Here is a 24,390-nt window from a genome sequence, read left to right as displayed (position 1 = left end):
GATCAGCGTTCCACGGGGTCCGGCTTCAGCGCGGAGGTGTCCAGGTCGCCCTTGCGGAGCCGGAAGACCTGAAGACGCAGCGCGTAATACTTCTCCGTTTCCCCGACCCACTCCATCCCGATGCGGCGGGCGGCGCGTGTACCGCGATCGTTGTGAGGCCGTACGACGGCGAAGACCTCTTCCTCGCCGTTGCTGAACGCATAGTGGGCCAGGGCGTGACCCGCCTCGGCCGCCAGCCCGCGGCCCCACGCCCAGGGAGCGAGCTGGTAGCCCAGCTCCAGGTCATCGCCCTCCGGCGGCAACGGAAGGATCTGCCCCGAGCCGGCGACACGCCCGCTCTCGATCTCTTCGATCACCCACCGGCCACTCGGGCGCCCATCGGATCCCAGGGGTGCGGCAATCCATCTGGTGATCACCGCCCGCATCTCGTCGAGATCCTTGATGCCATCCATGGCGGGGGCCAGCCACCGGGAGACCTCCGCGCTGCCGTAGATGTCGAGCGCTTCCGCCGCGTCCGCTTGCCGCCACGGACGCAGCCGCAACCGTGGGGTGCTGATGGTCGAGCCGACGATGGTGACCTCGTGAGACAACGCTGCTCCTCGACGGGGGACGGGACACGCCCAACAGGGCAACCAGGGGTTGCTTACACTACGCCGGACCGGACGAGATCGTCCAATGAGCTCCACGGGTCAAGCTTCTCCGGCCCCTGCCCATAAGGCTTGCCCCGTCGTGTCCAAGTAGCTTAACTTGGACTATATAGTCCCATAAGTGGGCACCGGCCAGCCCTCGGCGTCGCGGAGACGACGATCCAGCCGCGGCGAACGCCGAATCACGTGAAGGAGCAAGAGATGAACGACGCCACGTCGTCGGCCGAGGATCTGGCGACCCTCGAGCAGCTCAACCTTGACTACAACCGCTCGGACCAGGCCGGCGACGCCCAGCGCCTCGGTGAGTTCCTCGCTGAGGATTTCATCGTGCAGACCCCGGGTGTCACGCGCAATCGTGCGGAGTACCTCGAAGACATCGCCAAGCCCCGGCCCTTCAAGGATCAGGTTCTGCACGAAGTCAAGATCCGAATGCTCGGCGATGTCGCGCTGATCCACGGCAGGGTGACGTACACCATGATCGCCGATGGGGTGGAGCACGACGCGCTGTACACCGACGTGTACCAGAAGCGTGAGGGCGTCTGGCTCTGCGTCTCCGCCTGCGCGATCGCCCCGGGCGCCTGACCCGCCGCCATGTCCGACACCGCGGTCCAGACACGCTACGAACGGTTCGCCGACCTCCACCGTGGCCCCGGCACGTTCATCATGCCCAACGTATGGGACGGTCCCTCGGCCCTGCTTTTCAAGGAGGCCGGATTCAGGTCCATCGCGACCTCTTCCGCGGTCCTCGCCGCGACCCTGGGCCGGCTCGACGGTATCCATGCCGTCGGCCGGGATGAGCACCTGAACCATGCCGCCCTGCTCACGTCCGTGAGCGGCCTGCCGATCAACGGCGACTTCGAGGACGGCTACGGCGAGACCCTTGACTCCGCGTCTGACGGAGCGATCTTATGGCGCGTTTCTCCTACTGACGGCAGATGTCTCCTTCGAAACGGACAACGCCGACAGCATGCTGCTCGGTCGCGTCTTCGCCTTTCGGCATGCTGACCCAGCCCCGGCTCCGGAAGGTGCCGGCGTAACCCGCGAACCTCCCTGTGGCCTCGACGACGGTGTACTCCACTTCCAAGGTGCCTACTCCATCTTCCGCAGGCGTATGCAGGACGGCCCGGTCTTGCGTACGCAGCCAGGAGCCGTCCTTATCGAGGAAGACGTGATACATCGTGTACGCGAACCTGCCGTTGCCGATGCTGTTCAGGTCGCTGGTCGGTTCTCCGTAGGCTGCACCATCGATCGTGCCTGTCACGGCACCGATGCCAGACTTCTCGGTCAGGGTGAAGAGGTTGGCCGTGCCGCCCATGCTGATGCAGGCAGGGGCTTCGGTGCGTTGGCTCACCATTCGACTCGTCCTTTCCGGTACAGGAACGCGTATTCCATCACTCGCCATGATCAGCGCTCACTCACCCGATGGCCAACAACGTTGCCGTGATGGCAAATTGCCTGGACCCGCCGGCCCAAGGACCAGCGGCCCAAGGCGTTGCGCGCCGTGGTAGCGCCCCGCACGACGTACGGCTGCCAGTCATCGGTCTTGGACTACCGGCCGCCGAGCTTGGTGAGTTCGTCCTCGGCCAGGGAACGGGACCACGTCGGTCAGGCCCATGGCGCCTCTTCGGCCTCGGTGGTGTGCCGCAGCACGCGGGGAGCGTGGCAGACCAGCGCGAGGGGCTTGCCCGCTCGCAGGGTGGTCGATGGGCCGGATGGAGTGGGTCTTCGGCCAGATCCCAGAGCGGGCCGTGCCCACCGGGGTAGAAGGCCGTGTCGAAGTCGTCGGCCGAGACTGAGTCGAGGCGGACGGTGGCCCCCAGCGCGGCCCTGGCCTTGGGGCCGGCCGCGGTGGCGGGGAACCGCTCGGTGCCCAGTACCCGCCCGACGAGGTCGATCACCGCGGCGGTGTGGATGTCCTGGTGGGTGTCGACCCCGTCGGCGATGTCGCTGATCGGGGTGGTGTCGGGTGTGATGGAGGTCATCGTTCTCCTGTTCCTTGTGATCGGCCTGGGCGGCACGCACCAGCCAGGCGAAGGACAAGACGGTGATGGGGCTTCTGGCCAGGCTCCTATGAAGTCACAGGCGCCACGTCCGGTGAGTGCACATGAGCGCTTCCCGACCAGGGCCGACAGATCTCGTTGAGGACCCGAGGTCAGTCAGACGCTGGGTCATACCCTGGCGGGAAGCGCTCACCTCCATCATCACTGTCAGGTGCCGTTCGGGCGTGGCCGGGCGCGGACGTGAGCGCGTTCCCCTTGGGGCCCGAACAGGATGAGCACCTCGACGGGTGCGCGCCCGGCGTTGCCCATCCAGTGCGGGACCCGCGTGTCGAACTCGGCCACCTCGCCGGGCGCCAGGATCAGGTCCTGGTCACCGAGAACGAGCCGTAGCCGGCCGCTGAGCACGTACAGCCATTCGTAACCTTCGTGCCGTTGCGGAACGGGCTCGGCGGGGCCCGTCGCCTCAGGAATGATCAGCTTGTACGCCTGGGTGCCGCCCGCCCGCTGGGTCAGCCGGATGTAGGTCATGCCGTCGCGCCGGATCGGCCGCAGGTGGACGCGCGGGTCACCGGTCTGCGGCGCCCCGATCAGCTCTTCCAACGGCATGCCGTGCGCCCTGGCAAGGGGGAGGAGCAGTTCGAGGTTCGGCCGCCGGTGGCCGCTCTCCAGCCGCGACAGTGTGCTCTCGGAGATGCCGGTCTTCGCGGCCAGGCCGGCCAGGGTGAGGCCGCGATGGCGGCGCAACCGGCGAAGCCGCGGGCCCATGGCCGTCAGCGCGGCGTCGAGATCGTCGTCCACAGTGGCCGTCCATGCTGATTGGCAACGAGGAACACCAGCGTCGGACGCGACTGCCACGTCCGCTCCGCCATCAACCGCGGGCGAATGCGCACGCATTCCCACGGACCGTTTCTTGCCGGGTCGGCAAGTTTTCGGGTGCCCGCGTACGGAGGTGACGCAGACTTCCAGCCGTTCGCCGGACATCTCGCCGGTCACCATCAGAAAGGACGCTCACGGTGAGCACCCATTCCCTGAGGAACACCCCGCCCGGCCCGGGCATCGGCCGTGCCGTGCCACCCGCGAGCGACGACGAGCCGTCCGCCGCACAGCGGCTGCGCTACCCCGCCGTCATCATGTTGTGCCTGACCCAGCTCATCCTGGTGATCGACAACAGTGTGGTCAACGTCGCGCTGCCGCAGATCCGGCACGCGCTCGGCTTCTCCGCGACCGGCCTGTCCTGGGTGGTCACCTCCTACGCCCTGGTCTTCGGCGGGCTGGTCCTGCTCAGCGGCAAGGTGGGCTCGATCATCGGCCCCCGCCGCGCCCTGCTGATCGGCGTGTCGATCTTCATCGTCGCCTCGGCGCTGGGCGGTGCGGCCACGACGCCGGCGATGCTCGTCGCCGCCCGCGTCCTGCAAGGCCTGGGAGCGGCACTCGCAGCGCCGGGCACGCTCGTGCTGCTGATGTCGATCACCCGCCCGGGCCCGCAGCGGGCCCGGGCGATGAGCGTGTTCGTGCTGTCCATCGGCATCGGCGCCGGGCTCGGTCTGGTGCTCGGCGGGCTGCTGACCACGTCCCTGGGCTGGGAATGGGTGATGTTCATCAACGTTCCCCTCGGCCTGGTCGTGCTCGCGGGCGTACGCCTGCTGGTGCCGGAGGCGCCCCGCGCGCCGGCGCGGCTCGATGCCGGCGGCGCCGTCGCGTCCACGATCGGCATGACCGCCCTGGTCTACGGGCTTATCAAGGCCGAGTCGCAGGGCTGGACCGGCCCGCCGGTCCTGGCCTCGTTCGCGCTGGCGGCCGCCGGGCTACTCACCCTGATCCTCATCGAACGCCGCCACGCCGCCCCAGTCGTGCCGCTGGAGTTCTTCACGCGGATACGCAGCGCGGCCCCGCTGCTGGCGATGATGTTGATCCCGGCGGGCCAGGCCGGCGTCCTCTACTTCGCTGCGCTGTTCACCCAGAACGCCCTGGGCTTCACCCCGCTCCAGACGGGCTTGTCGGTGCTGCCCTTCAGCGCCGCACTGCTCGTCACGAACCTGCAGACCAGCCGCCTGGCAACACGATACGGGGAACGGGTCGTCGGCTCACTCGGGATGCTCGCCCTGTTGGTCGGGCTGGTGTGGATGTCGCGGATCGACGCCGCCGACACCTTCGCCAGCGGCCTGCTCGGGCCGTTTGTCCTGCTCGGCCTCGGCGCGGGACTGACCGTCGCCCCGCTCACCGCCGTCATCATGCACCAGGTGCCCGACCGCCTCGGCGCCGCCTCCAGCCTCAATCAAGCCATGCAGCAACTCGGCGGCGCACTCGGCCTGGCGGTGATGACCACCGTCTACGGCGCCGCCGCGGCCGGAGGCGAGGCGGGGGCGATCTCTGCCGCCCTCACCGCCGGGGTCGTCTTTCCACTGCTCGCCCTGACCCTCTTCGCCACCTGGGCCCGCCCCACCACGCGCTGACCACGACGACACAAGAACAACGACACACGAAGTTGGAGGAAACACCATGAGCGAGGCACCCATTTCCACCGACCCGCAGGAGTTCACGCGCGCCTGGCGGGAGTGGAGGACCGGCTGGGAGCAATGGCTCACCCAGCCCTTGGGCTGGCTGGCCGCGACCGCGCACGAATGGCTGGGCGACACCCCTCAGCAGTATCCCGGGCTGCCCGGCCTATGGTGGCAGCACGGGGATGCCCTCCACGTCGACCCGCAGGGCACCCCGATGGCGTTCGACGGCGAGACCTTCACCACCGAACGGCGGCTCGCCCTGGCCGGCGCCGACGACGACGCCCGTGTCACCGTGGGGGACCTGGAGGTGGGCATCACCTACCGCGGCTCATACCTGATAGTGACCTATGATCCGAGCTCACCGGCCCGGCGCGACTTCGACGGTGTGCCTGCCTACGAACCCAGCCCGGCATGGGTGCTCCCCGGCCGGCTCGAACGCCTGGACGCGCCGGCGTCCATCACGCTCGACTCCGTGGGCTGGGACGCCCACACCCACGAGACGCCCGGCCAGGTGCGCTTCTCGTACGAGGGTCGCGAGCACACCCTCCAGGTGCTCAACTCACACGGGATGCTGCTCACCGTCTTCACCGACGCCACCAGCGGCGTCACCACCTACGGGGCCGGCCGCTCCCTGAACCTCTCCGAACCGGACCTCGAAGGCAACGTGGCCCTGGACTTCAACCGCACGGTCAACCTGCCATGCGCGTTCAGCGAGCACTTTCCCATCTGCCCGCTGCCGCCGTCGGGCAACCGGTTGCCCTTCGCGGTCGAGGCCGGAGAGAAGACACCCCGTTGACGGGGGACACGCACACCGTCTCCACCACAGCGGAGATCAACCATGACGGGACTGTACGGTCTTCAGCGCATGAGCTGGTCGATGGTGATCGGCAGGGAACGGATGCGTCGGCCGGTGGCGTGGTGGACGGCGTTGGCGATGGCCGCGGCCAGGCCGACCAGGCCGACCTCGCCGACGCCCTTGGTGCCGACCGGGGTGGCCCGGTCGGGCTCGCCGACGAAGATCACGTCCAGGTCGGGGATGTCGGCGTTGACGGGGATGAGGTAGTCGCCGAAGGTGGCGTTGGCGATGCGGCCGGTGTCCCCGTCGGTGGCGGTGTCCTCGAACATGGCCTGGCTGATGCCGCCGACGGTGCCGCCGGTGATCTGACTGGTGGCCGTCTTGGCGTTGAGGATCCGGCCGCCGTCGATGGCCGAGACGACCCGGGCCACGCGCAGCAGGCCGAGGTCGGGGTCGATGCGTACCTCGACGAACTTGGCCCCGAACGCGCCCGCCACAGCCATCCCGAGCTCGGCCGCCTGCGGCGGAGTGCTCCTGCCGTCCGCGCTCAGCTCCTCCAGGCCGTGGCGGGCCAGAAGGTCGGTGTACGCCTCGCTGCGCGACGGGTCACCGGTGAGGTGGATGCGGCCCTGGCTGACGGTGACGTCGTCGGGCTTCGCGCCGCACAGCGGAGAGTCCGCGTCGTCGCGTACCAGGTCGAGGAACGCGCCAAGGAGGCGACGGCAGGCGAGGTGCACGGCGTTGCCCAGCGCGCCGGTGAGGCCCGATCCGCCGGCCTGCGGCGAGTACGGCATGTCGGAGTCGCCCAGGCCGAACCGCACCCGCGAGACGTCCAGACCGAGCGACTCAGCTGCGAGCTGGGTCATGACGGTGTAGGTGCCTGTCCCGATGTCGGTGGCCGCGCTGCGCACGAACGCCGACCCATCGCGGTGCAGTGAGGCGCGGGCCTGGCACGGCACCTGGTAGGCGGGGTAGGAGACGGCGGCCAGCCCGTACCCGATCAGCCAGTGTCCCTCGCGCATCGAGCCGATCTCGGAGTTGCGGCTTGTCCAGCCGAATCGTTCGGCTCCCACTTCGTAGCACTCGCGCAGCGCGTTGCTCGACCAGGGCAGCCCGGACAGCGGGTCCACGTCGGCGAAGTTGCGCAGCCGCAGCTCCAGCGGGTCCATGCCGAGGCTGTGGGCGAGCTCGTCGAGAGCCGATTCCAGGGCGAAGTTGCCCTGGCCTTCGGCGGGGGCACGCATGGAGCCGGGGCAGGGGATGTTGAGGCGGACCTGCCGGTCGCGGGTGCGCGCGTTCGGGCAGGCGTAGGAGACGGCCGCGCAGAGCGAGACCGGCTCGTAGTCGTCGTCCTCCATGGCCACCGAGGAGACGCCGTCGGCGTCGATGGCGACCAGGTCGCCGTCGCGGGTGGCGCCGAGCTTGACGGTCATGACGCTGTGCGGCCGGTGACCCACCGAGGTGAACATCTCGGGCCGGGTGAGCACGAGCTTCACCGGCCGGCCTACCTGGCGGGCGGCCAGCACGGTCAGGATGACGTGCGGCCACATGCGCAGCCCGGCACCGAACCCGCCGCCCACGTAGGGCGCGAGCACCCGGATGCCGCTTTCGGGGATCTTGAAGATCCGCGCCAGCGAGGTACGTACGTTGTGCGGCCACTGGGTGGAGTCGTGCACGGTGAGCGAGTCGCCCTGCCAGAGGGCGACCGTGGACATCAGGCCGAGCGGGTTGTTGGTGTTGTCCGGTGTGGTGTAGGTGCCCTCGACCATGACGTCGGCCGCGGCGAATCCGGCGTCGACGTCGCCGCGCTCGGTGTCCAGGTTCCACGGGTTCGTGACGACCTCGGCGCGCGGGTCGTCGAGGTCGAGCAGGGCCTTGGTGGTCTCGTACTCGGCGCGGACGAGCGAGGCGGCGTGCCGGGCCTGCTCGGCGGTGTCGGCCACGACGATGGCGACGTGCTGGCCGTAGTGCAGGATGCGGTCGTCCTGGAGCGGGGCGGGCGGGGACGGGCCGAGCAGGGTCATCGGCCCTCGTTCGAGCTGCGGCGCGGTGATGTGGGTGATGACGGTCAGCACGCCCGGCGCGGCCTCGGCCTGCGAGGTGTCGATGGCGCTGATACGTCCGGCGGCGACGGTGGCGCGCACCAGGGCGGCGTGCGCGAGGCCGGGGTAGGCGAAGTCGTTGGGGTAGGGGGCGCTGCCCGTCACCTTCAGCGGCGCGTCCACGCGGTCCAGGGCCGCGCCGATCACCAGCGCGCGCTCCGCGATCGTGCTCATGCTTGCTCTCCTGCGATGGTCTCCAGAAGCCGGATCAGGGTGCGCTTGGCCAGCTCCACCTTGAACGCCGTGCCGGGCAGCGTCCTGGCCCCCGTCAGAGCGGCCTCGGCCGCGGCCTGGAACGTGTCACCGGTCGCGGGCGCGTCGCGCAGGACGTCCTCGGCGTCCCAGGAGCGCCACGGCACCGTGCCCACCCCGCCGAGCGCCACCCTGGCGTGCCTGATCAGGCCGTCCTCGACCACCAGGGCCGCGCCGGCCGAGGTCAGCGCGAACTCGTAGGAGACCCGGTCGCGGACCTTCAGGTAGTGCGAACGCGCTCCCTCGGGCGGCAGCGGCACCTCGATCTCGGTGATCAGCTCGCCGTGGCGCAGCACGTTCTCGATGTGGGGGGTGTCGCCGGGCGGGAGGTAGAACTCGGTCAGCGGGATGCTGCGCGGCCCGTCGATGCCTTGCACGTGGATCACGGTGTCCAGCGCGGCCAGCGGGATCGCGAGATCGGAGGCGTGCAGGGCGATGCAGTGGTCGCTGGTGCCGAGGATGGCGTGCATCCGGGCGAATCCGGCGATGGCGGCGCATCCCGATCCGGGGTTCCGCTTGTTGCACGCCTCGACGGCCGGGTCGCGGAAGTACCGGCAGCGGGCCCGCTGCAGCAGGTTGCCGCCGATGGTGGCCAGGTTGCGCAGCTGGGTGGAGGCGCCGAGCAGGAGCGCCTCGCGGATGAAGGGCAGGCGCTCGATCACGACGGGGTCGGCGGCCAGCTCCTCCATGGTGGTGGTGGCGCCGACGCGGATGGCCGTGCCGGTGTGCGTGATGCCGCCGAGCGGCAGCCGGGTGATGTCGACCAGCCGGTCGGGGCCCAGCACGCCGTCCTTCATCAGGTCGAGCTGGGTGGTGCCGCCCGCCAGGTAGGAGGTGTTCGGGTCGGCGCTGACCAGGGCCACGGCCTCGCCGGCGTCGGCGGCCCGGACGTAGGAGAACGGACGCATCACTCGGCCCCCGCCGCCACGTCGCGGATCGCCTTGCGGATGTTGGGATAGGCGCCGCAGCGGCACAGGTTGCCGCTCATGAACTCGCAGATCTCCTCCTCCGAGCCGGCCCGGCCCTCGGCCAGCAGGGATACGGCCGACATGATCTGTCCCGGGGTGCAGTAACCGCACTGGAAGGCGTCGTGCCGGGCGAAGGCCGCCTGCAGCGGGTGCGGCGTGCCGCCGTCCGACAACGCTTCGATGGTGGTGACCTCGCGGTCCTCGCACTGGGCGGCCAGCGTCAGGCACGACACCACGCGCTTGCCGTCGACGAGCACCGTGCAGGCGCCGCAGGCGCCCTGGTCGCAGCCCTTCTTCGCGCCGGTCAGGCCGAGGTGGTCACGCAGGGCGTCCAGCAGGGTGACGCGGGCGTCGAGCCGCAGCATGTGTGCGGCGCCGTTGACCTGGAGGGTGACCTCCACCTGCGGGATCTCGGACGTCTTCGCGTCGTGTGGATGGGTTGTGCTCATGGCTGTGTCCATGGCGCCTCGATTCCGAGTTCTTGGTCGAACTCCTGTCTGCTGGGGAGGATCGCCAGTCCTCCAGGCGCCGGCCACCAGGAGTCTTTATCGGGCTATGAGCGGATCTATGTCATGGGTGCGAGGTTGGTGCGGCTCGCGTACGTCCCTGGTCGGGCTACCCGTCACTGCCTGGCGGGCAGCCCTGAACGAGAGGACGGCGACATTCGGTTGCAATTAACGGCCACGCTACCCATCGAAATGCGCAAAAGCGGCAAATAGGGATAAATCTCTGACCTGAGGCTGGAAAAGTCGCGACAGCTGACTGGGGAAGCACGATCAGGGAGTACGGATGCGACACGGCACGCCCGCGTTCGCAGGCTGACGGTGATGAGGCAGCCGGGGAGAGCGGCGGTCGATGGCCGCACGAACACCCGCCCGCCCACGCGTCCGGGTCGGGCCGGTGGCATCGTGCCTGGCAGTTGCCCGCGCTGCTCGGGTCGCAGTCGCCGTGCCGGCCCCCGCCTCCGGCGCCCGCGCCGGGCGTGCCGTGACCAGCCAGGCCATGGATGCTCGATCGGCATCGGCATCGGCATCGGCATCGGCTTCGCCATCCCGATCGCGAAGGCCCACAGCGTGGCCAGAAAGGTCATCGCAGTCAGGCTTCTGCGAAGACGTGCTCCGGGCAGGTGATCAGCCCGACGGTTCCTGGCACGACGAGCCCGCACAGCCGGACCCGGACCGTCACGCGCTTCACGGCGAAGACCGGTGGGGAGTGCGCCGCCGGCACCGGGATCGACGTGGACGCCTTCACTTCGCTGCCGGACGACACGGCGGCCGTGGCGCACGCGTTGCCTCTGCGTCACCGGCTGGATGATCCGTTCGGCTGTTCAGCTGCGGTCAGGTGTCTGCTTGGCGGCGTGTGCCCGACGCCACTCCTCGGCTGCTTGCAGCATGGCGTGCCCGACGTGGTCGAAGAAGTCGCCGATGTCCCGCAGTCGGAGCCCGGCGGGCGAGGTGGCTCCCAGCGTTGCTGCTCCTTGGCGGGCGAGGTCGGCCAGCAGCGTGTTCTGGCGGGCGCTGGCCGTCCAGCCGCGGAACCAGGCGTCGGCGTCGATGACGTAGCGGTCGCGCCGCCGGCGCGGGTCGCGTTCGCGGCGAATCAGCTCCTGCCGTTCGAGCTCGCCGATGGCCTTGGAGATGGAGGCTGGGCTGACCTGCAGTTTGCGGGTGAGTTCAGCCGCGGTGAGGCTGCCGCTGTCGGTGAGGTAGAGGCTGGCCAGGACGCGGGCGGTCATCCGCGACAGCCCGGTATTGATCATGATTTCGGTGAACTGCTCCTCCAGATCGGTCACCGCTTCGCGGCCTCGTCTCTCAGAGGCCGGCAAACGCCTGCGGGCACGGTCCCGGGTGGCCTGGTGGGCCTGGTCGGCCTGGTAGCCGTCGCGACCGCCGTTGCGGGCCACCTCTCGCGTGATGGTGGACAGCGGCCGGTTCAGGCAGGCGGCGATCTCGGTGTGGGTGAGCCCTTCGGCCAGGCCCTCGGCAATCTGCCGACGATCTTGGTGGGTCAGCCTGCCTCCGGGCATGGGGACGCCTTCCTCGTCGTGTGCGCGGACGGGTGCAGTCTTGCATTTGCCTACATCTCATTGCAAACAGAGCTTGCGTTTGCTGTCACATCCATTGCAAGTATGACGATAAACGCAAGTAATAGGGCATTGTTGAAATTGACAGATAAACGAATGCAAGTTAGCTTTCCTGCATCGCAAACGCCAGATGCCACCGACTCCCTCGCATCTCGCCGGACAAGACAGTGGCTCGAAACGTTTCGATCTCCGTTACGCCGTGACGCCTGGCTGGCTGCTGTCCAAGCGGAGCAGGCAGCGGCACCCCTTCCACCCACTCCCCAAAAGGAACTGACGTGCTCGCATCGCAGTCCGCCATGGCGACGCTCCTTGCCGCCGCGCTCCTGCCCACCACGGCCCTGACCGCCGCCGCCTCGTCCGCTCCCGGACACTCCAAGGTGCAGCAGTTGCTCGACCAGACGGTGGCCGCCAAGCTCGCTCCCGGCATGGTCGCCGACATCCGCGACGGCCGCCGCTCATGGTTCGGCTCGGCAGGCGTGTCCGACACCAAGACCGGACGCAAGCGCCAGCAGAACCAGCGCTTCCGCATCGGCAGCGCTTCCAAGGCCTTCACCGCCACCGTGGTGCTCAAGCTCGTGGCCGAAGGCAAGCTTCGCCTTGACGACCCCGTGGGCAAGCACCTTCCCGGCCTGTTCGACGGCAGCGCCTACGAACCCGGCAAGATCACCGTCAGGCAGCTGCTCAACCAGACCAGCGGCATCTACGCCTACTCCGACGACGAGAAGTTCTTCGCCACGGGCGTCGGAGCCGAGTGGTTCAAGCACCGCTACGACACCTACACTCCCCAGCAGCTGGTGAAGACAGCCCTGGCCCACCCGCCCACCGGCGAGCCCGGTCAGCGCTTCAGGTACTCCAACACCAACTTCATCCTCGCCGCGATGATCGTCGAAAAAGCGACGGGCAAGACGTTCGAGCAGGAACTCCGCCGGACCGTCATCCGCCCCCTGCGCCTGACCGGCACCTCACTGCCCGGCGCCACCGCCACGATCCGCGGCCCGCATCCGGTGCACTACTCCACCCTGTTCTCCCGCGATCCCAAGCCCACCGTCTACGACGCCACCGAGATGAACCAGTCCTTCGCCTGGTCCGCCGGCGGCATCATCTCCACCACCGGCGACCTCAACCGGTTCTTCGCCGCCCTGTTCGGCGGGCGCGTCCTGCCGGCCGCGCAGCTACGCGAGATGCTCACCACCGTCCCCACCGAGGGGTGGATCCCCGGCACCCGTTACGGCCTGGGCATCTTCGAGCAGAAGCTGCCCTGCGGGATCAGCGTCTGGGGCAACGCCGGCGCCACCTACGGCTCCTGGAGCTACAGCATGGGCACCCGGGACGGCAAGCACCGCCTCACCACCCAGGTCAACGGCGACTGGGCACCGCTCAGCGTCTTCACCGACGTGCTCGCCGCCGAGTTCTGTCCCGCCGCATCCTAGACATGCCTCTGCCCCGCACATTCCCCGCGTCGAGCCCTCCCCGCGCCGGCCGGGAACCCAGCTTCAGCTCCACGGTCAGGGCATGACCACAGAGCCGTCCTCCGGTGCAGCGGACGACGGCTGACGCGGCACCGTAAGGATCACGACATGGCGGAGGGCTGAGCAACGCTCTCGGAACGGCCGACGCTCCGAAGCGCTGAAGAATGATTTCGATACGATCCCTCGCCACCTCCGCGCGCCCGCCTGGCGGAAGGTCTGGCCGCCTCCGGCAACCCCGCTACGTGTGCGGTGGAGGACGTGACCAGGAGTTTCACCTGCTCAGATGCGATACTGGCGGTATGAAGCGACAGGACGAGCTGCGGGAGTTCCTGCGCTCGCGGCGAGCCCGGGTGACCCCGCGCGAGGTGGGTCTGCCCGCGCGCCCCACCGGCCGCCGCGTACACGGGCTGCGCCGCGAGGAGCTCGCCCTGGCGGCCGGGGTCAGCGTCGACTACTACACCCGGATGGAGCAGGGGCGCGTCGGCAACGTCTCCGACCAGGTGCTGGAGGCGGTGGCCGGCGCTCTTCGGCTCGGCCCCGAGGAGCTGCGCCACCTGCGCGAGCTCATCGCCGGCCGACATCACGCGCCGCCGCTGCCACCGGCCCGGCCCCGGGCCGCCCTGCGAATGATGCTCGACATGCTCGGTCCGGCACCGGCGCTGCTGATGACCGGGGTCCTGGACATCCTGGCGATCAACCGGCTCGGTGCGGCTCTCCTGGCCGACTTCGAGGCCATGCCCCGCGCCGAGCGCAACGAGATCCGCTGGATCTTCCTCGATCCCCGGGCCCGCGACGTCTTCCCCGACTGGGAGCAGGTCGCCGTCGAGGCCGCCGCCTGGCTGCGGGGCGCGCTGGGCCGGGCCGGCGACGACCCGCGCCCGCAGGCACTGGTCGACGAGCTGACCGCACGCTCCGCCGATTTCGCCCGCCACTGGGCCGACCACCGGGTGACCTACTGCACGTACGGGGCCAAGCGGATGCGCCATCCCGAGGTGGGCACGATGACACTCAACTGGGAGTCGTTCGCGCCGACCGCCGACCCGGACATGTACCTCGTCGTCTACACCGCCCCGACCGGCTCACCCTCCGAGGAGAGGCTGGCGGCCCTGGCCGCGGGCCGACAGGCCAGTTGAGGCACGACCTGCGGGACGGCCTGCCGGGGTGGCCGGCTCCGCCTTCTGGGCAGGCCGCCGAACGCCGCCGATGCCTAGAACCACGGAGAGAACCGTGGACGGATATGGGCATGAGACGCCATCTGGTGGCGCCTCATGCCCATATCCGTCGCAGCGCCGGCCTCAGAGCCTGCGCTCTTCGTTGCACGATGGAGAAGCTCTCCGCTTGATCAGCGGCTCCCGATGATGAGGGACAGTCCTGCATCGAAGACGTCGTCTGCGGTCAGGCCGATGCGGCGGCCCTCGCGCATCACACGGGCCACCGTCGGGTAGGCCAGCCCGAACTCCTCGGTGGGTTGGGCGTCGGTTGAGTCCTGTTCCTCGACGACATGGCCGAAGGTGTAGTGGACGGCGGTGTAGACGACGGTGGCCGCCTCCGGCAGGGACAGCCCGCTGTCCTCCAGCGCGCGCAGCCCGTATTCGGGGATGCGCGCGAGTGTGGGCGTGTTCGGCGGCCGGGCGCCGGCCACGATCCGCGCGCCGTCGGGGTAGGCGAGCATCGCCCGGCGCAGGCGGTGCAGCACCTCGCTTAGCCACGGCTGCCAGGGCTGGCCGGGCGGCATCAGCTCCAGCTCACCGAGCTCTTCCTGCAGCATCGCCTCGGCCATGGCCTCTAGCAGCTCCCGCTTGTCCTGGCAGCGCCAGTAGATGGCCGGGGCCTTGACCTGCAAGCTGGCCGGGATCGGCGAGTCCGTCGACGACGTGACCTTCCCGGCCACCACCGACCTCGGAGACCAGGCCGCGATCGTGATGCGGCGGGTCAAGGACGGCGAGCCGGTGCTCTACACGTTCATCTGGCGCGTGCGAGACGGGCGACCGACCACGATTTTGCGCGAGATCACCTTCGACCGAGACATCAGCTACCTGCTGAGACTGACCCGCTAAGTGGTCTAGCCGAGGGTTCCTCAGGTGTTGAGAGTGTGTTTCGCGAGCTGATGCCCCTTTCGTCGGCGGAGTTGGCTTAGGTCGCCCGGTCAGAGGCTCGTCATTCGGGTTATGGGCGCGGTTGGGTGAACAATCCCGGTTCGGTCTTGACGAGGATGCCGCGGTCGGCGAGGCGTTTGAGCTTGGCGCGGAGGTTCTGGATGTCGTTGCGTGTCAGGGGCAGGTCCAGGGCCATGGCCACGTCACGGGCGCGCAGGGAGGCACCGGCTTCGCCGAAGACGGGGAGGATCTGCTGGTAGGCAGGATGGTCGGGGACCGCTGGCGCTGCGAGCGGTTCGGCCGGGGCGGGGTCCTCCTCGGCCAGGAAGATGAGGGTCTTGCGGGTGATCCGCAGGTGCTCGACCTGTTCGCTGAGTTCGCCCAGGCGTGCGGTGAGAGTGTCGATCTCCGTCTGGGTCTGCTCGATCTGGCAGGTCAGCCGGTGCTCGCGGGTGTCGATCCGGTTCAGGAGCCAGCTGCCGGGGTCGGCCGGGTGCCCGTCGGGTGCGGTCATGTCCACCGCCACGGCGGCGCCGTGCCGCGGGTCAGGCGGCGGGACATCACATCGGTCATCGCCAAGTACACCCGTGATTCGAAGCTGGCCGGCAGGTGCTCGTAGTCGCGGACCAGGCGGCGTGGAACATCAGAATGCCGTACGTTTGCTCCACCACCCATCGTTTGGGCTGGGGGACGAACCCCTTGTCTCCGGTCCGGTGGCGGCTCCTCGCTGATCGGCATCCCTCCACCTGATCGACCGCCGGGTAAGAGCCGCAGCCATCACCCGCTGTGGTCCGCGGCAACGCTCTACTTCGGGGCTTATCGTCGATCACCGGAGCACGCATGATAAGTATGCGGCGTGGAAAAGAATGCTTAAGTTCCCTGACCTGCTGCGACTGATCGATGAACGGTCGACCGCCTTCCGCGACGCGGTCGCCGCCGCGCCCAGTCTCGACGCACAGGTGCCGACCTGCCCCGGGTGGACGCTGTTCGATCTGGTGAAGCACCTGGGTGGGGGAGACCGTTATTGGGCCGCCATCGTCGGCGCGGGACCTGCCGACGCTCCCCCGGCCGAGGCCACCGCTGCGCGCGCCGCTCTGGAAGTGCCGCAGGAGCGTGAGGCCCTGCTGGCCTGGCTGGCCGCGTCGACGCAGCTGCTGCTGAGCGCCCTGCGGGAGGCGGGCCCGGACGCTGGCTGCTGGGCGTGGTGGAGTGCCCTGCAGACGCCGCGGACCTCTGGCGGAGTCGCCCGGCACCGGGTCCAGGAGAGCGCGGTGCACACCTACGACGCCCAGCTCGCCGCGGGCGCCGCGCAGCCGCTGCCGACCGAGGACGCGCTCGACGGTGTCGAGGAGTTCCTGTTCACCTGCGTCGCGACGCTCAGCGCCTGGCCGCACAAGCCCACGGCCTTCGACTTCCACACCGCCGAGGGCCGCTCCTGGCGTCTCACGGTCGACGGCGACGGCGCACGCTCCACCCGCATCCCCGCCCCCACTGCCGCGACCGGCGAGGACTTGGACGCAGCCGGCGCCTCCATCCATGGCACGGCCAGTGAGGTGGTCCTCTACTTGTACGACCGTATCCAGGCCGACTCCTTGCACGTTGACGGAGACGCGGGGCTGCTCGACCTGCTCCGCGCCTGGGAGCCGGAGGAGTAGGACGTAGGGGGCGGTTGGCCGCGCCTCGTCAAAAAGGTCCCTCCCGTCTTATCGCAGCTTGGCGTCTCGGGGCTCCGGCAGGCGAGGCAGTAGCGGTAGAGGTCCACTCGGGTGAGCGTGCCGGCCGGGTTGTAACGGCGCTTGCAGTAGGCCCGCCAGTTGCCGGTGGCCGCCAGTATCGCGCCCGCCGTCTGGCACTTGAGGCACGCGTTGGGGTTGTTGTACGACGAGTCGTAGGAGTAGCCGCCGCTGTAGGGGCCGTCCCCGCAGGCGACCGCCAGGCTCGACCGGCTCACCGGTGGTTCGCCCGATGCGCCTGGCAGGCCGGGGCCCTAGTCTGCCGGGCATGCGCATGCTGCACCTCGGGCTGCGGGTCACCGACCTGGAACGCTCGCTCGCCTTCTACACCGCCGTCGGGTACGCCGAAGTCGGACGGGTCCCCGAGACGGAGTCCGGCAGCCTGACCATGCTCAAGCTGCCCGGCGACCCGTACGTCAGCCTCGAACTCGTCCAGTGGCCGCCCGGCCATCCCCCCGGCATGACGGCGGCGGACTTCGCGTGAGCGTCAGACCGTCGCGTACGCGGGGGCCACGTCGACGAAGATGCGATAGTCCGAGATCAGGCCGTCGTCGCGGGTGCGCCAGATCGACACGGCGACCACGCGGGCGTCCCGGCCGTCGAGCCGGCGGTAGGTGACCTCGGTCTCGGCGATGGTGTCGGCGCCGACCCGCCAATGCCTGACGATCCGGTGCCGCAGGCCGGCGATGGTGGTGAAGAACGCGCGCAGCCCGTCGGCGACGGCCTGGCGGCCCACCATCGGGTCGGCGTTGCCGAACACCATCGTGCCGTCCTCGGCCATCAACTTCGCGATGCCGTCCGGGTCGAACGCGTCGATGATCTGAAAGACGTGACGTACCTCGTCGTCGGACATGCCCACCATTCCCTGTCGGTGAAGATCGGTGCCTCCACCTTGCGCGCCGAACCGCCGCCGGGCAAGCCGGAAGCGGCAGGGCGGGCGTTTTCATGATCTGTAGAGTGAGCGACTGCCCGCCCCCGACCGGCTCACCGCGAAGGACTCCCGCCATGTTCATCCGCCGCGCGTCGATCGTCGCCGCCCTCACCCTCGTCGCGTCCTGCCTCACGCTGCTTCCCGCGTACGCCTGGGCTCCCGCCGTCAGCTCGTCGGGCGTTCCCTTACCCGGAGGGACATATCCGGGCTCGGGCCGCTATCAGAGTGCGGGCTTCTACCAGTACGCGCCGTCCGTCGTGCAGACGTCCGACACCCAGCGGATCATCTACTACTGCGCCAACACCGTCGAGTACGACAGGAGCGGCGGCAACGCGCTCGCCGCCACCCACGACCACGTCCTGTTCAACGTCGGCACCCGCCGGCAGGACGGGTCGTACAGCTGGGGCTCCACCCAGGTGGCGCTGCGGCCCCGCCTCGAGCCAGGGGACGCCCAGCACCATCCGGCCACACCGCGCTGGGCGGCGTACCACATCTGCGACCCCGACGTGATCAAGGGACGGTTCACCTACGCGACGCCCGGCGCCGGTACGAAGACCTACACCTGGGCGATGTTCTTCACCGGCGCGGACAACGACGACCACGGCGCCGACGGCCGGTTCAACGTCGTCGGCGTCGCCCTCGCCACCTCCCCGCTCGGACCGTGGACCATCGTCGCGGAGCCCGTCGTCGACATCGACGAACCCGACTACAACGCCGCCGGCTACGGCGTGGGCCAGCCCAGCGTGACCAGCGTCGACCAGCAGGGGAACCTGCTGCTGTTCTACAGCGGCCTGGACTGCGCGGCCCTGGACGCACCGGACCCGTCCTGCGACGTCGCCGACCGTGGCACCGCCGTACGCACGCTCGACCTCAGCGACGCCGGCGCGCCGGTGCTCGGCGAAAGGCGCTTCGTCACCACCGCCGGGCTGACGCCGGAGCCGTTCCTTCCGAACTCCGGACGCTTCCTGCACAACGCGTCGTGGGCCTACGATCCCAGCCGGGCCTCGTTCGTCGTCTCCCGCGACACCGGGCCGCTCGACGGCAACGAGATCCAGGCGAACGTGGAAATCGACCGGATCTCGGGATCGAGCGTCTGGGAGGGCGGGGGCACTTGGACGGTCGTCGGCCAGATCACCGCCGGCCAGTCGGGCCACCACTGGAACCACAACTCCGGCCTGGTCCGCGACGTCTACGGCGGCCTGGCCTTCCAGCGCCCGCTGGACTACTCGGGGGCCGATGTGTACTTCGCCACCGAGCCCGGCTCCGCGGGCACCGTACCGCCCTGGGACGGCTACTTCACCTACCGCCTCCAGCACGCCACCGCCGCGCTGTGACGTGACGCCGGGCGGCCCCGAAGCGTGCAGACCCGGCCAGGACCCGCAGCATGGGGCGGACGCCCTCCACGTCGAAGGCCTCTCCTGGCACTGCGGGGATTCGGCGGAGGCCGACTACATCCAGGCCGAGATCTTCGGCAAGGAGTGCTACGCCCCGCCCTGCGGCCCGCCGCCTCCGGGCGGCGTGGTCGTCGACGCCGGCGCGAACATCGGCCTGTTCAGCCTGTACGCCGTCACCCGCTGGCAGGCCCGCAGAGTGCTGGCCGTCGAACCCGCACCCCCGCTGCTCGACCTCCTGCGCCGCAACCTCGCCGCGCACGACCTGTCCCGGATCGAGGTGGTCCCCGCCGCGCTGAGCGACGCCGGCTCCACCACCGGGGACGAGGCGCGCCTGACGTACTTCCCCGCCGCTCCCGGCAACTCCACCCTGCGGCCCGCCGATAAGGACGCCGAGATCGCCGCGCTGCCGCCACGCACCGCCCGGCGCGCCGCCGCCCTCATGGACGAGCGCGTCGACTATCCCGTACGCCTCACCACGCTCTCAGCCGTCCTGGACGAGCACGCGGTCGATCACGTCGATCTCCTCAAGATCGATGTGGAAGGAGAGGAGGAGGCGGTGCTGCGTGGTGTTTGCCGGACGTGGTGGCCGCGCATAGATACCGTGGTGGTGGAGGTCAGCCATCACGGCTGCGGCGTGTCCGCCGTGACACGCCTGATCGAGGAGCAGGGCTTCGAGGTCTGGGTCGCGGACGCCGACCCGGCCAGGACCATCACCGCCCTGGTCTGGGGACATCGAAGCGGACAGAGCCCGACATAGCAGAAGTCAGTACGACGAAGCCGGATACGACAGCGCCCGACACTACGGAGCCCGACATGACAGACCAGCAGGTCATCCCCTACCTCACCTACCAGGACGCGGCGGCGGCCGCGGAGTGGCTGGCCAAGGCGTTCGGGTTCGAGGAGGTCAACCGCGTCGCCATGCCCGACGGCAAGGTCGGGCATCTGGAGATGCGCACGGCGGGCGGCGGCCGGATCATGATGGCCGAGGCCACGCCCGACTACCACGGGCCCCGGCGGCACGCCGAGGAGTGTGAGGCGGCTCGCCGCTGGCTCTCCGTCCCGTACGTGATCGACGGCGTGCTCGTCCACGTGGACGACGTCGACGCCCACTACCGGCGGGCCCGCGACGCCGGCGCCCGCATCCTGTCCGAGCCGGAGACCTCCGGCTACGGCAAGGTCTACCGGGTGGAAGACACCGAAGGCCACCGCTGGCTGTTCACCCAGGCGTGACACGCACCCGACCGCCGCGCCGCGCGGCTCAGGCGGGCCGGTGAACGGGCACGGCGCGGGCGGCTCAGGCGGGCGTGGCCGGCGTGCGGCGCCCGGCGCGCCAGCGCTCGCGCAGCTTGCCGACGAAGAAGTCCCGGTTGAGCCAGTAGAACTCCAGCCAGATGTTGTCCGGATCGCGCAGCCAGATCTGCGCCCCCGACTCGTGCTGCGAGGGCAGGATGCCCGAATGCTCGATGCCGAGCTCGGCCAGCCGCCGCGCCCACAGGTCCATCAGTAGACGAGGCTGTACTGGCGTCGCCCGCTCAAGGTGACGGTCTCGATGAAATCGCCTGCCTGCGGAGTGTGTGTGCCCTGGGGCACGAAACGCAAAGCCGACCAGGTCGTCCCCGTTGAGCGACTTCTCGAACTTCACCGTCAACCTGCCTGACCTCGCCCCGACAGGCTGGACCGGCCGCATCACGATGAGCTTCCACCAGCACAACACCGGCGCCGCCACCCGCACCACCTTCACCCATCCGCCCGGCCTGGCGTTGTGCGTCCTTCCCGCTGCGAGCCCGCAACGGGAAGGACGCACGCACGCGCATGCCGCCGCCCAGTCGCGCCTCCACGACTTTGTTGAGGCCGAGATCACCGCCCGTTTCGACGAGGATCAGCTGGGATCGGCGGAGGAGCACGGTGTCGTCGGTAGCGGCGTGCAGGCGGGCGCGCACCGCGGCGGGCAGGGAATCGACGGCGAGGTGTTCGGCCGCGTCTCTGGAAGGGGCGTAGATGCCGCTGATGACCCGCGCTTTCGCCAGGCCGTCCCATCCGCCGGCACGCAGGTCGAGCCAGTGGGCGGGGCGGTCAGTGGCGGCGAGGCGGGCGTAGCTCATGACACGCTCCGGTTCCGCGCTTTCGCGGACAAGGCCGAAGGCCGCTTCCAGAGCGTGGGAAGCGGCCTTCGCGTCACCGACGTCCGGGCGTCCGGGGTCAGCTGCAGCTCCACCGAGCCCAGTACGTGTTCCGGTAGTCGTCCGTGACCCACAGTGCGTGGACGATGTCGTTGTCGCCCAGGTAGATGTCGCCCGGCCAGGCGAGCGGGTCCGGATACGGGAAGATGACCGGCGCCCCGGAGGCTCCCCAGAACCCCGCGTCGTACCCGGTCGTGGTCGTGCGCTCGACCAGGCCGACGGTGTCGCCGGCGGTGTTCGCCGCCACCGGGCGGGCGCCCGCGCGGGTGTGCAGCACCGAGCCGTCGCTGTTCCACACGATGGCGACCTCGCCGCCCGACGTGGCCGTGCCGTAGCCCACCGGCCGGCCGCTGTTGTCGCTCTCCGTGATGGAGAAGCTGCTCACTCCGGCCGGCGTCTGCAGGTCGTGCAGGGTGCCGTCCGGGTACAACATTTTCTTGGACGTGAGCAGGATGCGGCCGTCCTTGTCGATGCTCACCGGGCGGCCCTGCCCGACGACGCGGTACGTCGAGTAGTTGGACGCCGGCCACACCACCACCGAGTTCCCGGAGCCGACGCTGGCCAGGCCGACGACGTCCCCCTTGTCGTTGATCGCGACCTCTTCGGTGTAGGTGGAGCCGGACACCTCGGCCAGCTTCACCTTGGACCCCGAGCCGGGCCGCCAGACGTACGGCTCCGACGGCCCTCCCCACGGGGTGAGGCTGCCGATCACCGTGCCGTTGCTGTTGACGTCCTGCGGGGTGTCGCGCTTTTTGCCGTCCATGGTGGGCCACTTCGCCACGGTCTGGCCGTTGCGCCATAAGAAGCGGCCGTTGTCCTCGCTGGCGCCTACCGCGTACTCGCCGCTGGCGCTCGCGCCCGCGATCGAGGCGTAGTTGTCGCCGTTCTGGTCCGGGAGGTTGCCCAGGTAGGTGCAGGCCGTGGCGGCGGACGCGGGACTCGCCGGCACCATGAGCCCGGCCGCGGCCAACGCGCTCGCCAGGATGGTGCGCACGTGCTTACGCATGGAACTCCTCGCGGGTCGATCCCCGGCTTTCAGGACGAGCTGCCGGATCGAGCGCAGCCTCCCAGCCGCCCATCAAGGGGACCTCGAATTGATATGGGGACGGCCCGTGGCAGGGCCGTTGAGAGGCCGTCTCTTTTGATCATGACTGCCGAACTTGAGAGACGGTTCCGCGCTGACACCGAGGCTGTTCGGCGGTCAGTTCACGATCGCGCGGGTCAGCGATGGTGGCGAGTACGCGCGATGCGTCGGCTGCGTTTGCCGGGCTTGCTACCCCACGGGGCGCGTCGTGGCCTGATGGAGGCGGCGGGCCTGCTCGGCGACCCGGCGGCCCAGGTGCTCGGCCGTGCGCAGGTCGGAGTCGTGCATCAGGTCGGGGCCCTCGTCGATGTTCGAGGCGGCGGCCGCCCCCAGCCAGACGCCCAGCCGGTTGAGCGCGTTCTGGCCGGAGGTGCTGGAGTTCCAGCCGGACAGCAGCCCGAGGCTGACCCAGAGCATGCCGTGCTGGGCCGCCAGCAGCGCCATGTACTGCAGCGTGTGCAGCTTGTCGCCGCTCTTGGACCCCGAGTTCGTGAACCCGGCGGCCAGCTTGCCCGTCCAGGCCTGCTCCGTCCAGCGCTCGACCGAGTCCCTGGCGAAGGTGTGGAACTCGGGGCTGGCCGATCCCATGTACGTCGGCGACCCGAACACGATGGCGTCGGCCGCGTCCAGCAGCGACCACTCCTGCTCGGTGATGCCGTCCACCGAGACCAGCTCCACCTTGACGCCGTCCACGGACGCCGCTCCGGTGCGGACCGACTCGGCCATCCGCGCCGTGTGCCCGTACCCGCTGTGGTAGGCCACCACCAGCGTCGATTCGTCCCTCATCACGATTCCCTTCTTCAGGAGGTACGCCTCCAGCGTGGCCGCCACGCCCCGTCCGCGGACCACCCGTCCGGGTGGGCCCGCCCACCCGGACGAGCGGGCGGAGCGGGTGAGGGGGCTCACTACCATCGAGGCCATGGCTGAGTCGTGGTCGGCCGCCCTGACGGCGGCGCTGAGGGTGATGCACGCGCCGCTCGACGGCGTCCTGCCGGCGTTGTCGGCCGTGCTGTCCGATCTGGTGCCCCATGACGGGCTGGTGCTGTTCACCGGGGACTGCCTGCTGATGTCCCCACTGCTCACCCACGGGATGGAGGTGAGCGCCGACGAGGTGAACCGGCTGCTCCCGCTGGTGGCCGTCGACCGTCCCTGGTTCGGCCCGTTCACGCTGGCGGGGGCCGAACGGCAGGTGCTGGCCGTGGCCGTCAAGCCGCAGAGGAGTCCGGGCGGCATCCTCGCCGTCGCGACGACCCGGCCGCCCGCCCCAGAGACCCGGCAGATCATCGCCGGGCTCGCCGAGCTGACGGTCGTGCAACTGGCCCACCGGGTGGCGCGCACCGAGCCGCACGCCCTGGCGGATCCGCCCGTCACGGCCGTGGAGGACCTCGCCGACGCCTACGCCACCACGCTGACCTCGCTGCTCGGCGTCCTGCGATCACGGCGGCTCGACGACGCCGCCGCCCGGCGCGTGGCGATCGAACTGGCCGTGCCCGCGCTGCTCGAGACCAGGGCGGGCGGCGAGCGTGACCTGGGACAGGAGGAGGTGGGCCAGGCGTTCGACGCGCTCGCGGAGAAGCTCTCCCTGCTCACCCGCTACCACGATCTCACCCTCGAACTGGCCGGCCCGGACCGGCGCGACAGGCCGCTGCCCCACGAGGTGGCCAGGGCGGCCAGGGCTGTGGTGCGGGGCGCGGTGCTGGCGATGCTCCAGCAGGGCGGGCTGAGCAGGGTCAGGCTCGCCTGGGAGGTGGAGGACTCGCTGCTGCGGGTGAGCGTGCGCGACGACGGAGCCGGTTCGCTCGCGGCCGACGCCCTGCCGGTGCACCGGCTGCGTGACCGGGTGGCGGCGCTGGGCGGAACGCTCGGCGTGGACGCGGTCCAGGGCTGGGGCACGACCATCACCGCCGACCTGCCGTTCGGCCCGGTACGCCCCCGCCCCCATGGCCCGCTGGGCGCGCTCAATCCCCGCGAGCGCGACGTCCTCGAACACCTGGCGCTCGGCCACCGCAACCGCGCGATCGCCGCCCGGCTGAACATCAGTGAGAACACGGTCAAGTTCCACGTCGCCAACATCCTCGGCAAGCTCGGCGTGAGCTCGCGAGGGGAGGCCGCCGCGCTGGCCCACGGCCTGACAGGCGCGCGCGGGGCCTGACT

At 69.9% G+C, this 24,390-nt stretch carries 27 protein-coding genes and 1 pseudogene; 14 read left to right on the top strand and 14 right to left on the bottom strand.

Going from position 1 to position 24,390, the window contains the following annotated elements:
- Positions 1–2: 2 nt before the first annotated feature.
- Positions 3–590 carry a GNAT family N-acetyltransferase gene (locus AB0K12_RS47745; RefSeq protein ID WP_364575911.1) on the bottom strand — a complete coding sequence of 196 codons (588 nt, stop codon included), beginning with the start codon at positions 588–590 and terminating at the stop codon, positions 3–5.
- 258 nt (positions 591–848) lie between these two features.
- On the opposite strand from AB0K12_RS47745, the gene AB0K12_RS47740 reads away from it, so the two are divergent.
- Both AB0K12_RS47740 and AB0K12_RS47735 read left to right on the top strand, forming a co-directional pair.
- Positions 849–1,229, top strand: coding sequence for a nuclear transport factor 2 family protein (locus AB0K12_RS47740; protein ID WP_364575909.1), 381 nt, complete (start codon positions 849–851; stop codon positions 1,227–1,229).
- Positions 1,230–1,238: 9 nt separating this feature from the next.
- A complete protein-coding gene (locus tag AB0K12_RS47735; RefSeq protein ID WP_364575907.1) occupies positions 1,239–1,652 on the top strand; it encodes an isocitrate lyase/phosphoenolpyruvate mutase family protein in 414 nt (137 codons plus the stop codon).
- On the opposite strand, the gene AB0K12_RS47730 is transcribed toward AB0K12_RS47735, so the two are convergent.
- The 3 genes and pseudogenes from AB0K12_RS47730 to AB0K12_RS47720 all read right to left on the bottom strand — a co-directional run bounded on the left by AB0K12_RS47730 (position 1,570) and on the right by AB0K12_RS47720 (position 3,445).
- A complete protein-coding gene (locus tag AB0K12_RS47730) occupies positions 1,570–2,001 on the bottom strand; it encodes a hypothetical protein (protein ID WP_364575905.1) in 432 nt (143 codons plus the stop codon). The genes AB0K12_RS47735 and AB0K12_RS47730 overlap by 83 nt on opposite strands.
- A gap of 197 nt (positions 2,002–2,198) precedes the next feature.
- A pseudogene (locus tag AB0K12_RS47725) lies at positions 2,199–2,428 on the bottom strand (type 1 glutamine amidotransferase domain-containing protein); the annotation flags it as partial.
- Positions 2,429–2,854: 426 nt separating this feature from the next.
- Positions 2,855–3,445, bottom strand: coding sequence for an XRE family transcriptional regulator (locus tag AB0K12_RS47720; protein ID WP_364575903.1), 591 nt, complete (start codon positions 3,443–3,445; stop codon positions 2,855–2,857).
- 215 nt (positions 3,446–3,660) lie between these two features.
- Between AB0K12_RS47720 and AB0K12_RS47715 the strand changes: the two genes are divergently transcribed.
- Together AB0K12_RS47715 and AB0K12_RS47710 are read left to right on the top strand one after the other, a co-directional pair.
- Positions 3,661–5,100, top strand: coding sequence for an MFS transporter (locus tag AB0K12_RS47715; RefSeq protein ID WP_364575900.1), 1,440 nt, complete (start codon positions 3,661–3,663; stop codon positions 5,098–5,100).
- Between the two features lie 46 nt (positions 5,101–5,146).
- Entirely contained in the window at positions 5,147–5,944 is a 798-nt protein-coding gene (locus tag AB0K12_RS47710) for a DUF1684 domain-containing protein (protein ID WP_364575898.1), read from the top strand.
- Between the two features lie 62 nt (positions 5,945–6,006).
- On the opposite strand, the gene AB0K12_RS47705 is transcribed toward AB0K12_RS47710, so the two are convergent.
- From AB0K12_RS47705 to AB0K12_RS47690, 4 genes are all read right to left on the bottom strand, one after another.
- Positions 6,007–8,220, bottom strand: a complete 2,214-nt coding sequence (locus tag AB0K12_RS47705) for a xanthine dehydrogenase family protein molybdopterin-binding subunit (protein ID WP_364575896.1) — start codon at positions 8,218–8,220, stop codon at positions 6,007–6,009.
- Entirely contained in the window at positions 8,217–9,206 is a 990-nt protein-coding gene (locus tag AB0K12_RS47700) for a xanthine dehydrogenase family protein subunit M (RefSeq protein ID WP_364575894.1), read from the bottom strand. The genes AB0K12_RS47705 and AB0K12_RS47700 overlap by 4 nt, the downstream gene beginning before the upstream one ends.
- Positions 9,206–9,715 (bottom strand): (2Fe-2S)-binding protein, encoded by a 510-nt coding sequence (locus tag AB0K12_RS47695; RefSeq protein WP_364575892.1) that lies wholly within the window; start codon positions 9,713–9,715, stop codon positions 9,206–9,208. Before AB0K12_RS47695 ends, AB0K12_RS47700 begins: the two co-directional genes overlap by 1 nt.
- 878 nt (positions 9,716–10,593) lie before the next feature.
- Positions 10,594–11,292: a MarR family transcriptional regulator gene (locus AB0K12_RS47690; protein WP_364575890.1), complete on the bottom strand. Its 699-nt coding sequence runs from the start codon at positions 11,290–11,292 to the stop codon at positions 10,594–10,596.
- 332 nt (positions 11,293–11,624) lie between these two features.
- Between AB0K12_RS47690 and AB0K12_RS47685 the strand changes: the two genes are divergently transcribed.
- Both AB0K12_RS47685 and AB0K12_RS47680 read left to right on the top strand, forming a co-directional pair.
- Positions 11,625–12,779 (top strand): serine hydrolase domain-containing protein, encoded by a 1,155-nt coding sequence (locus AB0K12_RS47685; protein ID WP_364575888.1) that lies wholly within the window; start codon positions 11,625–11,627, stop codon positions 12,777–12,779.
- 338 nt (positions 12,780–13,117) lie between these two features.
- Positions 13,118–13,951, top strand: coding sequence for a helix-turn-helix transcriptional regulator (locus AB0K12_RS47680; protein WP_364575886.1), 834 nt, complete (start codon positions 13,118–13,120; stop codon positions 13,949–13,951).
- 209 nt (positions 13,952–14,160) lie between these two features.
- On the opposite strand, the gene AB0K12_RS47675 is transcribed toward AB0K12_RS47680, so the two are convergent.
- Positions 14,161–14,661 (bottom strand): TetR/AcrR family transcriptional regulator C-terminal domain-containing protein, encoded by a 501-nt coding sequence (locus AB0K12_RS47675; protein ID WP_364575884.1) that lies wholly within the window; start codon positions 14,659–14,661, stop codon positions 14,161–14,163.
- Between AB0K12_RS47675 and AB0K12_RS47670 the strand changes: the two genes are divergently transcribed.
- The gene (locus AB0K12_RS47670; RefSeq protein WP_364575882.1) at positions 14,639–14,875 is read left to right on the top strand and encodes a hypothetical protein; all 237 of its coding nucleotides are present in this window, start codon (positions 14,639–14,641) and stop codon (positions 14,873–14,875) included. The genes AB0K12_RS47675 and AB0K12_RS47670 overlap by 23 nt on opposite strands.
- A 109-nt stretch (positions 14,876–14,984) precedes the next feature.
- Here the strand turns inward: AB0K12_RS47670 and AB0K12_RS47665 are convergent, their stop codons facing one another.
- Positions 14,985–15,440 (bottom strand): hypothetical protein, encoded by a 456-nt coding sequence (locus AB0K12_RS47665; protein WP_364575880.1) that lies wholly within the window; start codon positions 15,438–15,440, stop codon positions 14,985–14,987.
- Between the two features lie 340 nt (positions 15,441–15,780).
- Here AB0K12_RS47665 and AB0K12_RS47660 point away from each other — a divergent pair, with 340 nt between their 5' ends.
- Positions 15,781–16,569 carry a maleylpyruvate isomerase family mycothiol-dependent enzyme gene (locus AB0K12_RS47660; protein ID WP_364575878.1) on the top strand — a complete coding sequence of 263 codons (789 nt, stop codon included), beginning with the start codon at positions 15,781–15,783 and terminating at the stop codon, positions 16,567–16,569.
- Positions 16,570–16,915: 346 nt separating this feature from the next.
- Positions 16,916–17,131, top strand: coding sequence for a VOC family protein (locus AB0K12_RS47655; protein ID WP_364575876.1), 216 nt, complete (start codon positions 16,916–16,918; stop codon positions 17,129–17,131).
- A 3-nt stretch (positions 17,132–17,134) separates the two neighbouring features.
- Here the strand turns inward: AB0K12_RS47655 and AB0K12_RS47650 are convergent, their stop codons facing one another.
- Complete coding sequence (locus tag AB0K12_RS47650; protein WP_364575874.1) at positions 17,135–17,500, bottom strand: nuclear transport factor 2 family protein; 366 nt, start codon at positions 17,498–17,500, stop codon at positions 17,135–17,137.
- A 152-nt stretch (positions 17,501–17,652) separates the two neighbouring features.
- Here AB0K12_RS47650 and AB0K12_RS47645 point away from each other — a divergent pair, with 152 nt between their 5' ends.
- The 3 genes from AB0K12_RS47645 to AB0K12_RS47635 are packed head-to-tail and all read left to right on the top strand — an operon-like array spanning position 17,653 to position 20,202.
- Entirely contained in the window at positions 17,653–18,912 is a 1,260-nt protein-coding gene (locus AB0K12_RS47645) for a hypothetical protein (protein ID WP_364575872.1), read from the top strand.
- A gap of 1 nt (position 18,913) precedes the next feature.
- Positions 18,914–19,729 (top strand): FkbM family methyltransferase, encoded by an 816-nt coding sequence (locus tag AB0K12_RS47640; protein ID WP_364575870.1) that lies wholly within the window; start codon positions 18,914–18,916, stop codon positions 19,727–19,729.
- Positions 19,730–19,785: 56 nt separating this feature from the next.
- Positions 19,786–20,202: a VOC family protein gene (locus tag AB0K12_RS47635; protein ID WP_364575868.1), complete on the top strand. Its 417-nt coding sequence runs from the start codon at positions 19,786–19,788 to the stop codon at positions 20,200–20,202.
- A 64-nt stretch (positions 20,203–20,266) separates the two neighbouring features.
- Here AB0K12_RS47635 and AB0K12_RS47630 read toward each other — a convergent pair whose 3' ends face one another.
- Positions 20,267–20,473 (bottom strand): hypothetical protein, encoded by a 207-nt coding sequence (locus AB0K12_RS47630; protein WP_364575866.1) that lies wholly within the window; start codon positions 20,471–20,473, stop codon positions 20,267–20,269.
- Positions 20,474–20,591: 118 nt separating this feature from the next.
- Here AB0K12_RS47630 and AB0K12_RS47625 point away from each other — a divergent pair, with 118 nt between their 5' ends.
- Entirely contained in the window at positions 20,592–21,221 is a 630-nt protein-coding gene (locus AB0K12_RS47625) for a hypothetical protein (RefSeq protein WP_364575864.1), read from the top strand.
- On the opposite strand, the gene AB0K12_RS47620 is transcribed toward AB0K12_RS47625, so the two are convergent.
- Both AB0K12_RS47620 and AB0K12_RS47615 read right to left on the bottom strand, forming a co-directional pair.
- A complete protein-coding gene (locus tag AB0K12_RS47620; protein WP_364575862.1) occupies positions 21,172–22,158 on the bottom strand; it encodes a hypothetical protein in 987 nt (328 codons plus the stop codon). The two genes, AB0K12_RS47625 and AB0K12_RS47620, sit on opposite strands and share 50 nt — an antisense overlap.
- A 267-nt stretch (positions 22,159–22,425) precedes the next feature.
- Positions 22,426–23,022 carry a flavodoxin family protein gene (locus tag AB0K12_RS47615; RefSeq protein ID WP_364575943.1) on the bottom strand — a complete coding sequence of 199 codons (597 nt, stop codon included), beginning with the start codon at positions 23,020–23,022 and terminating at the stop codon, positions 22,426–22,428.
- A 133-nt stretch (positions 23,023–23,155) separates the two neighbouring features.
- Here AB0K12_RS47615 and AB0K12_RS47610 point away from each other — a divergent pair, with 133 nt between their 5' ends.
- Positions 23,156–24,388 (top strand): LuxR C-terminal-related transcriptional regulator, encoded by a 1,233-nt coding sequence (locus tag AB0K12_RS47610; protein WP_364575860.1) that lies wholly within the window; start codon positions 23,156–23,158, stop codon positions 24,386–24,388.
- Positions 24,389–24,390 lie beyond the last annotated feature (2 nt).

Source organism: Nonomuraea sp. NPDC049419 (assembly GCF_040676995.1).
Lineage (GTDB): Bacteria > Actinomycetota > Actinomycetes > Streptosporangiales > Streptosporangiaceae > Nonomuraea > Nonomuraea salmonea.
The sequence above is the reverse complement of the archived record's forward strand: the minus strand, read 5'-3'. Positions and strand labels throughout refer to the sequence as shown.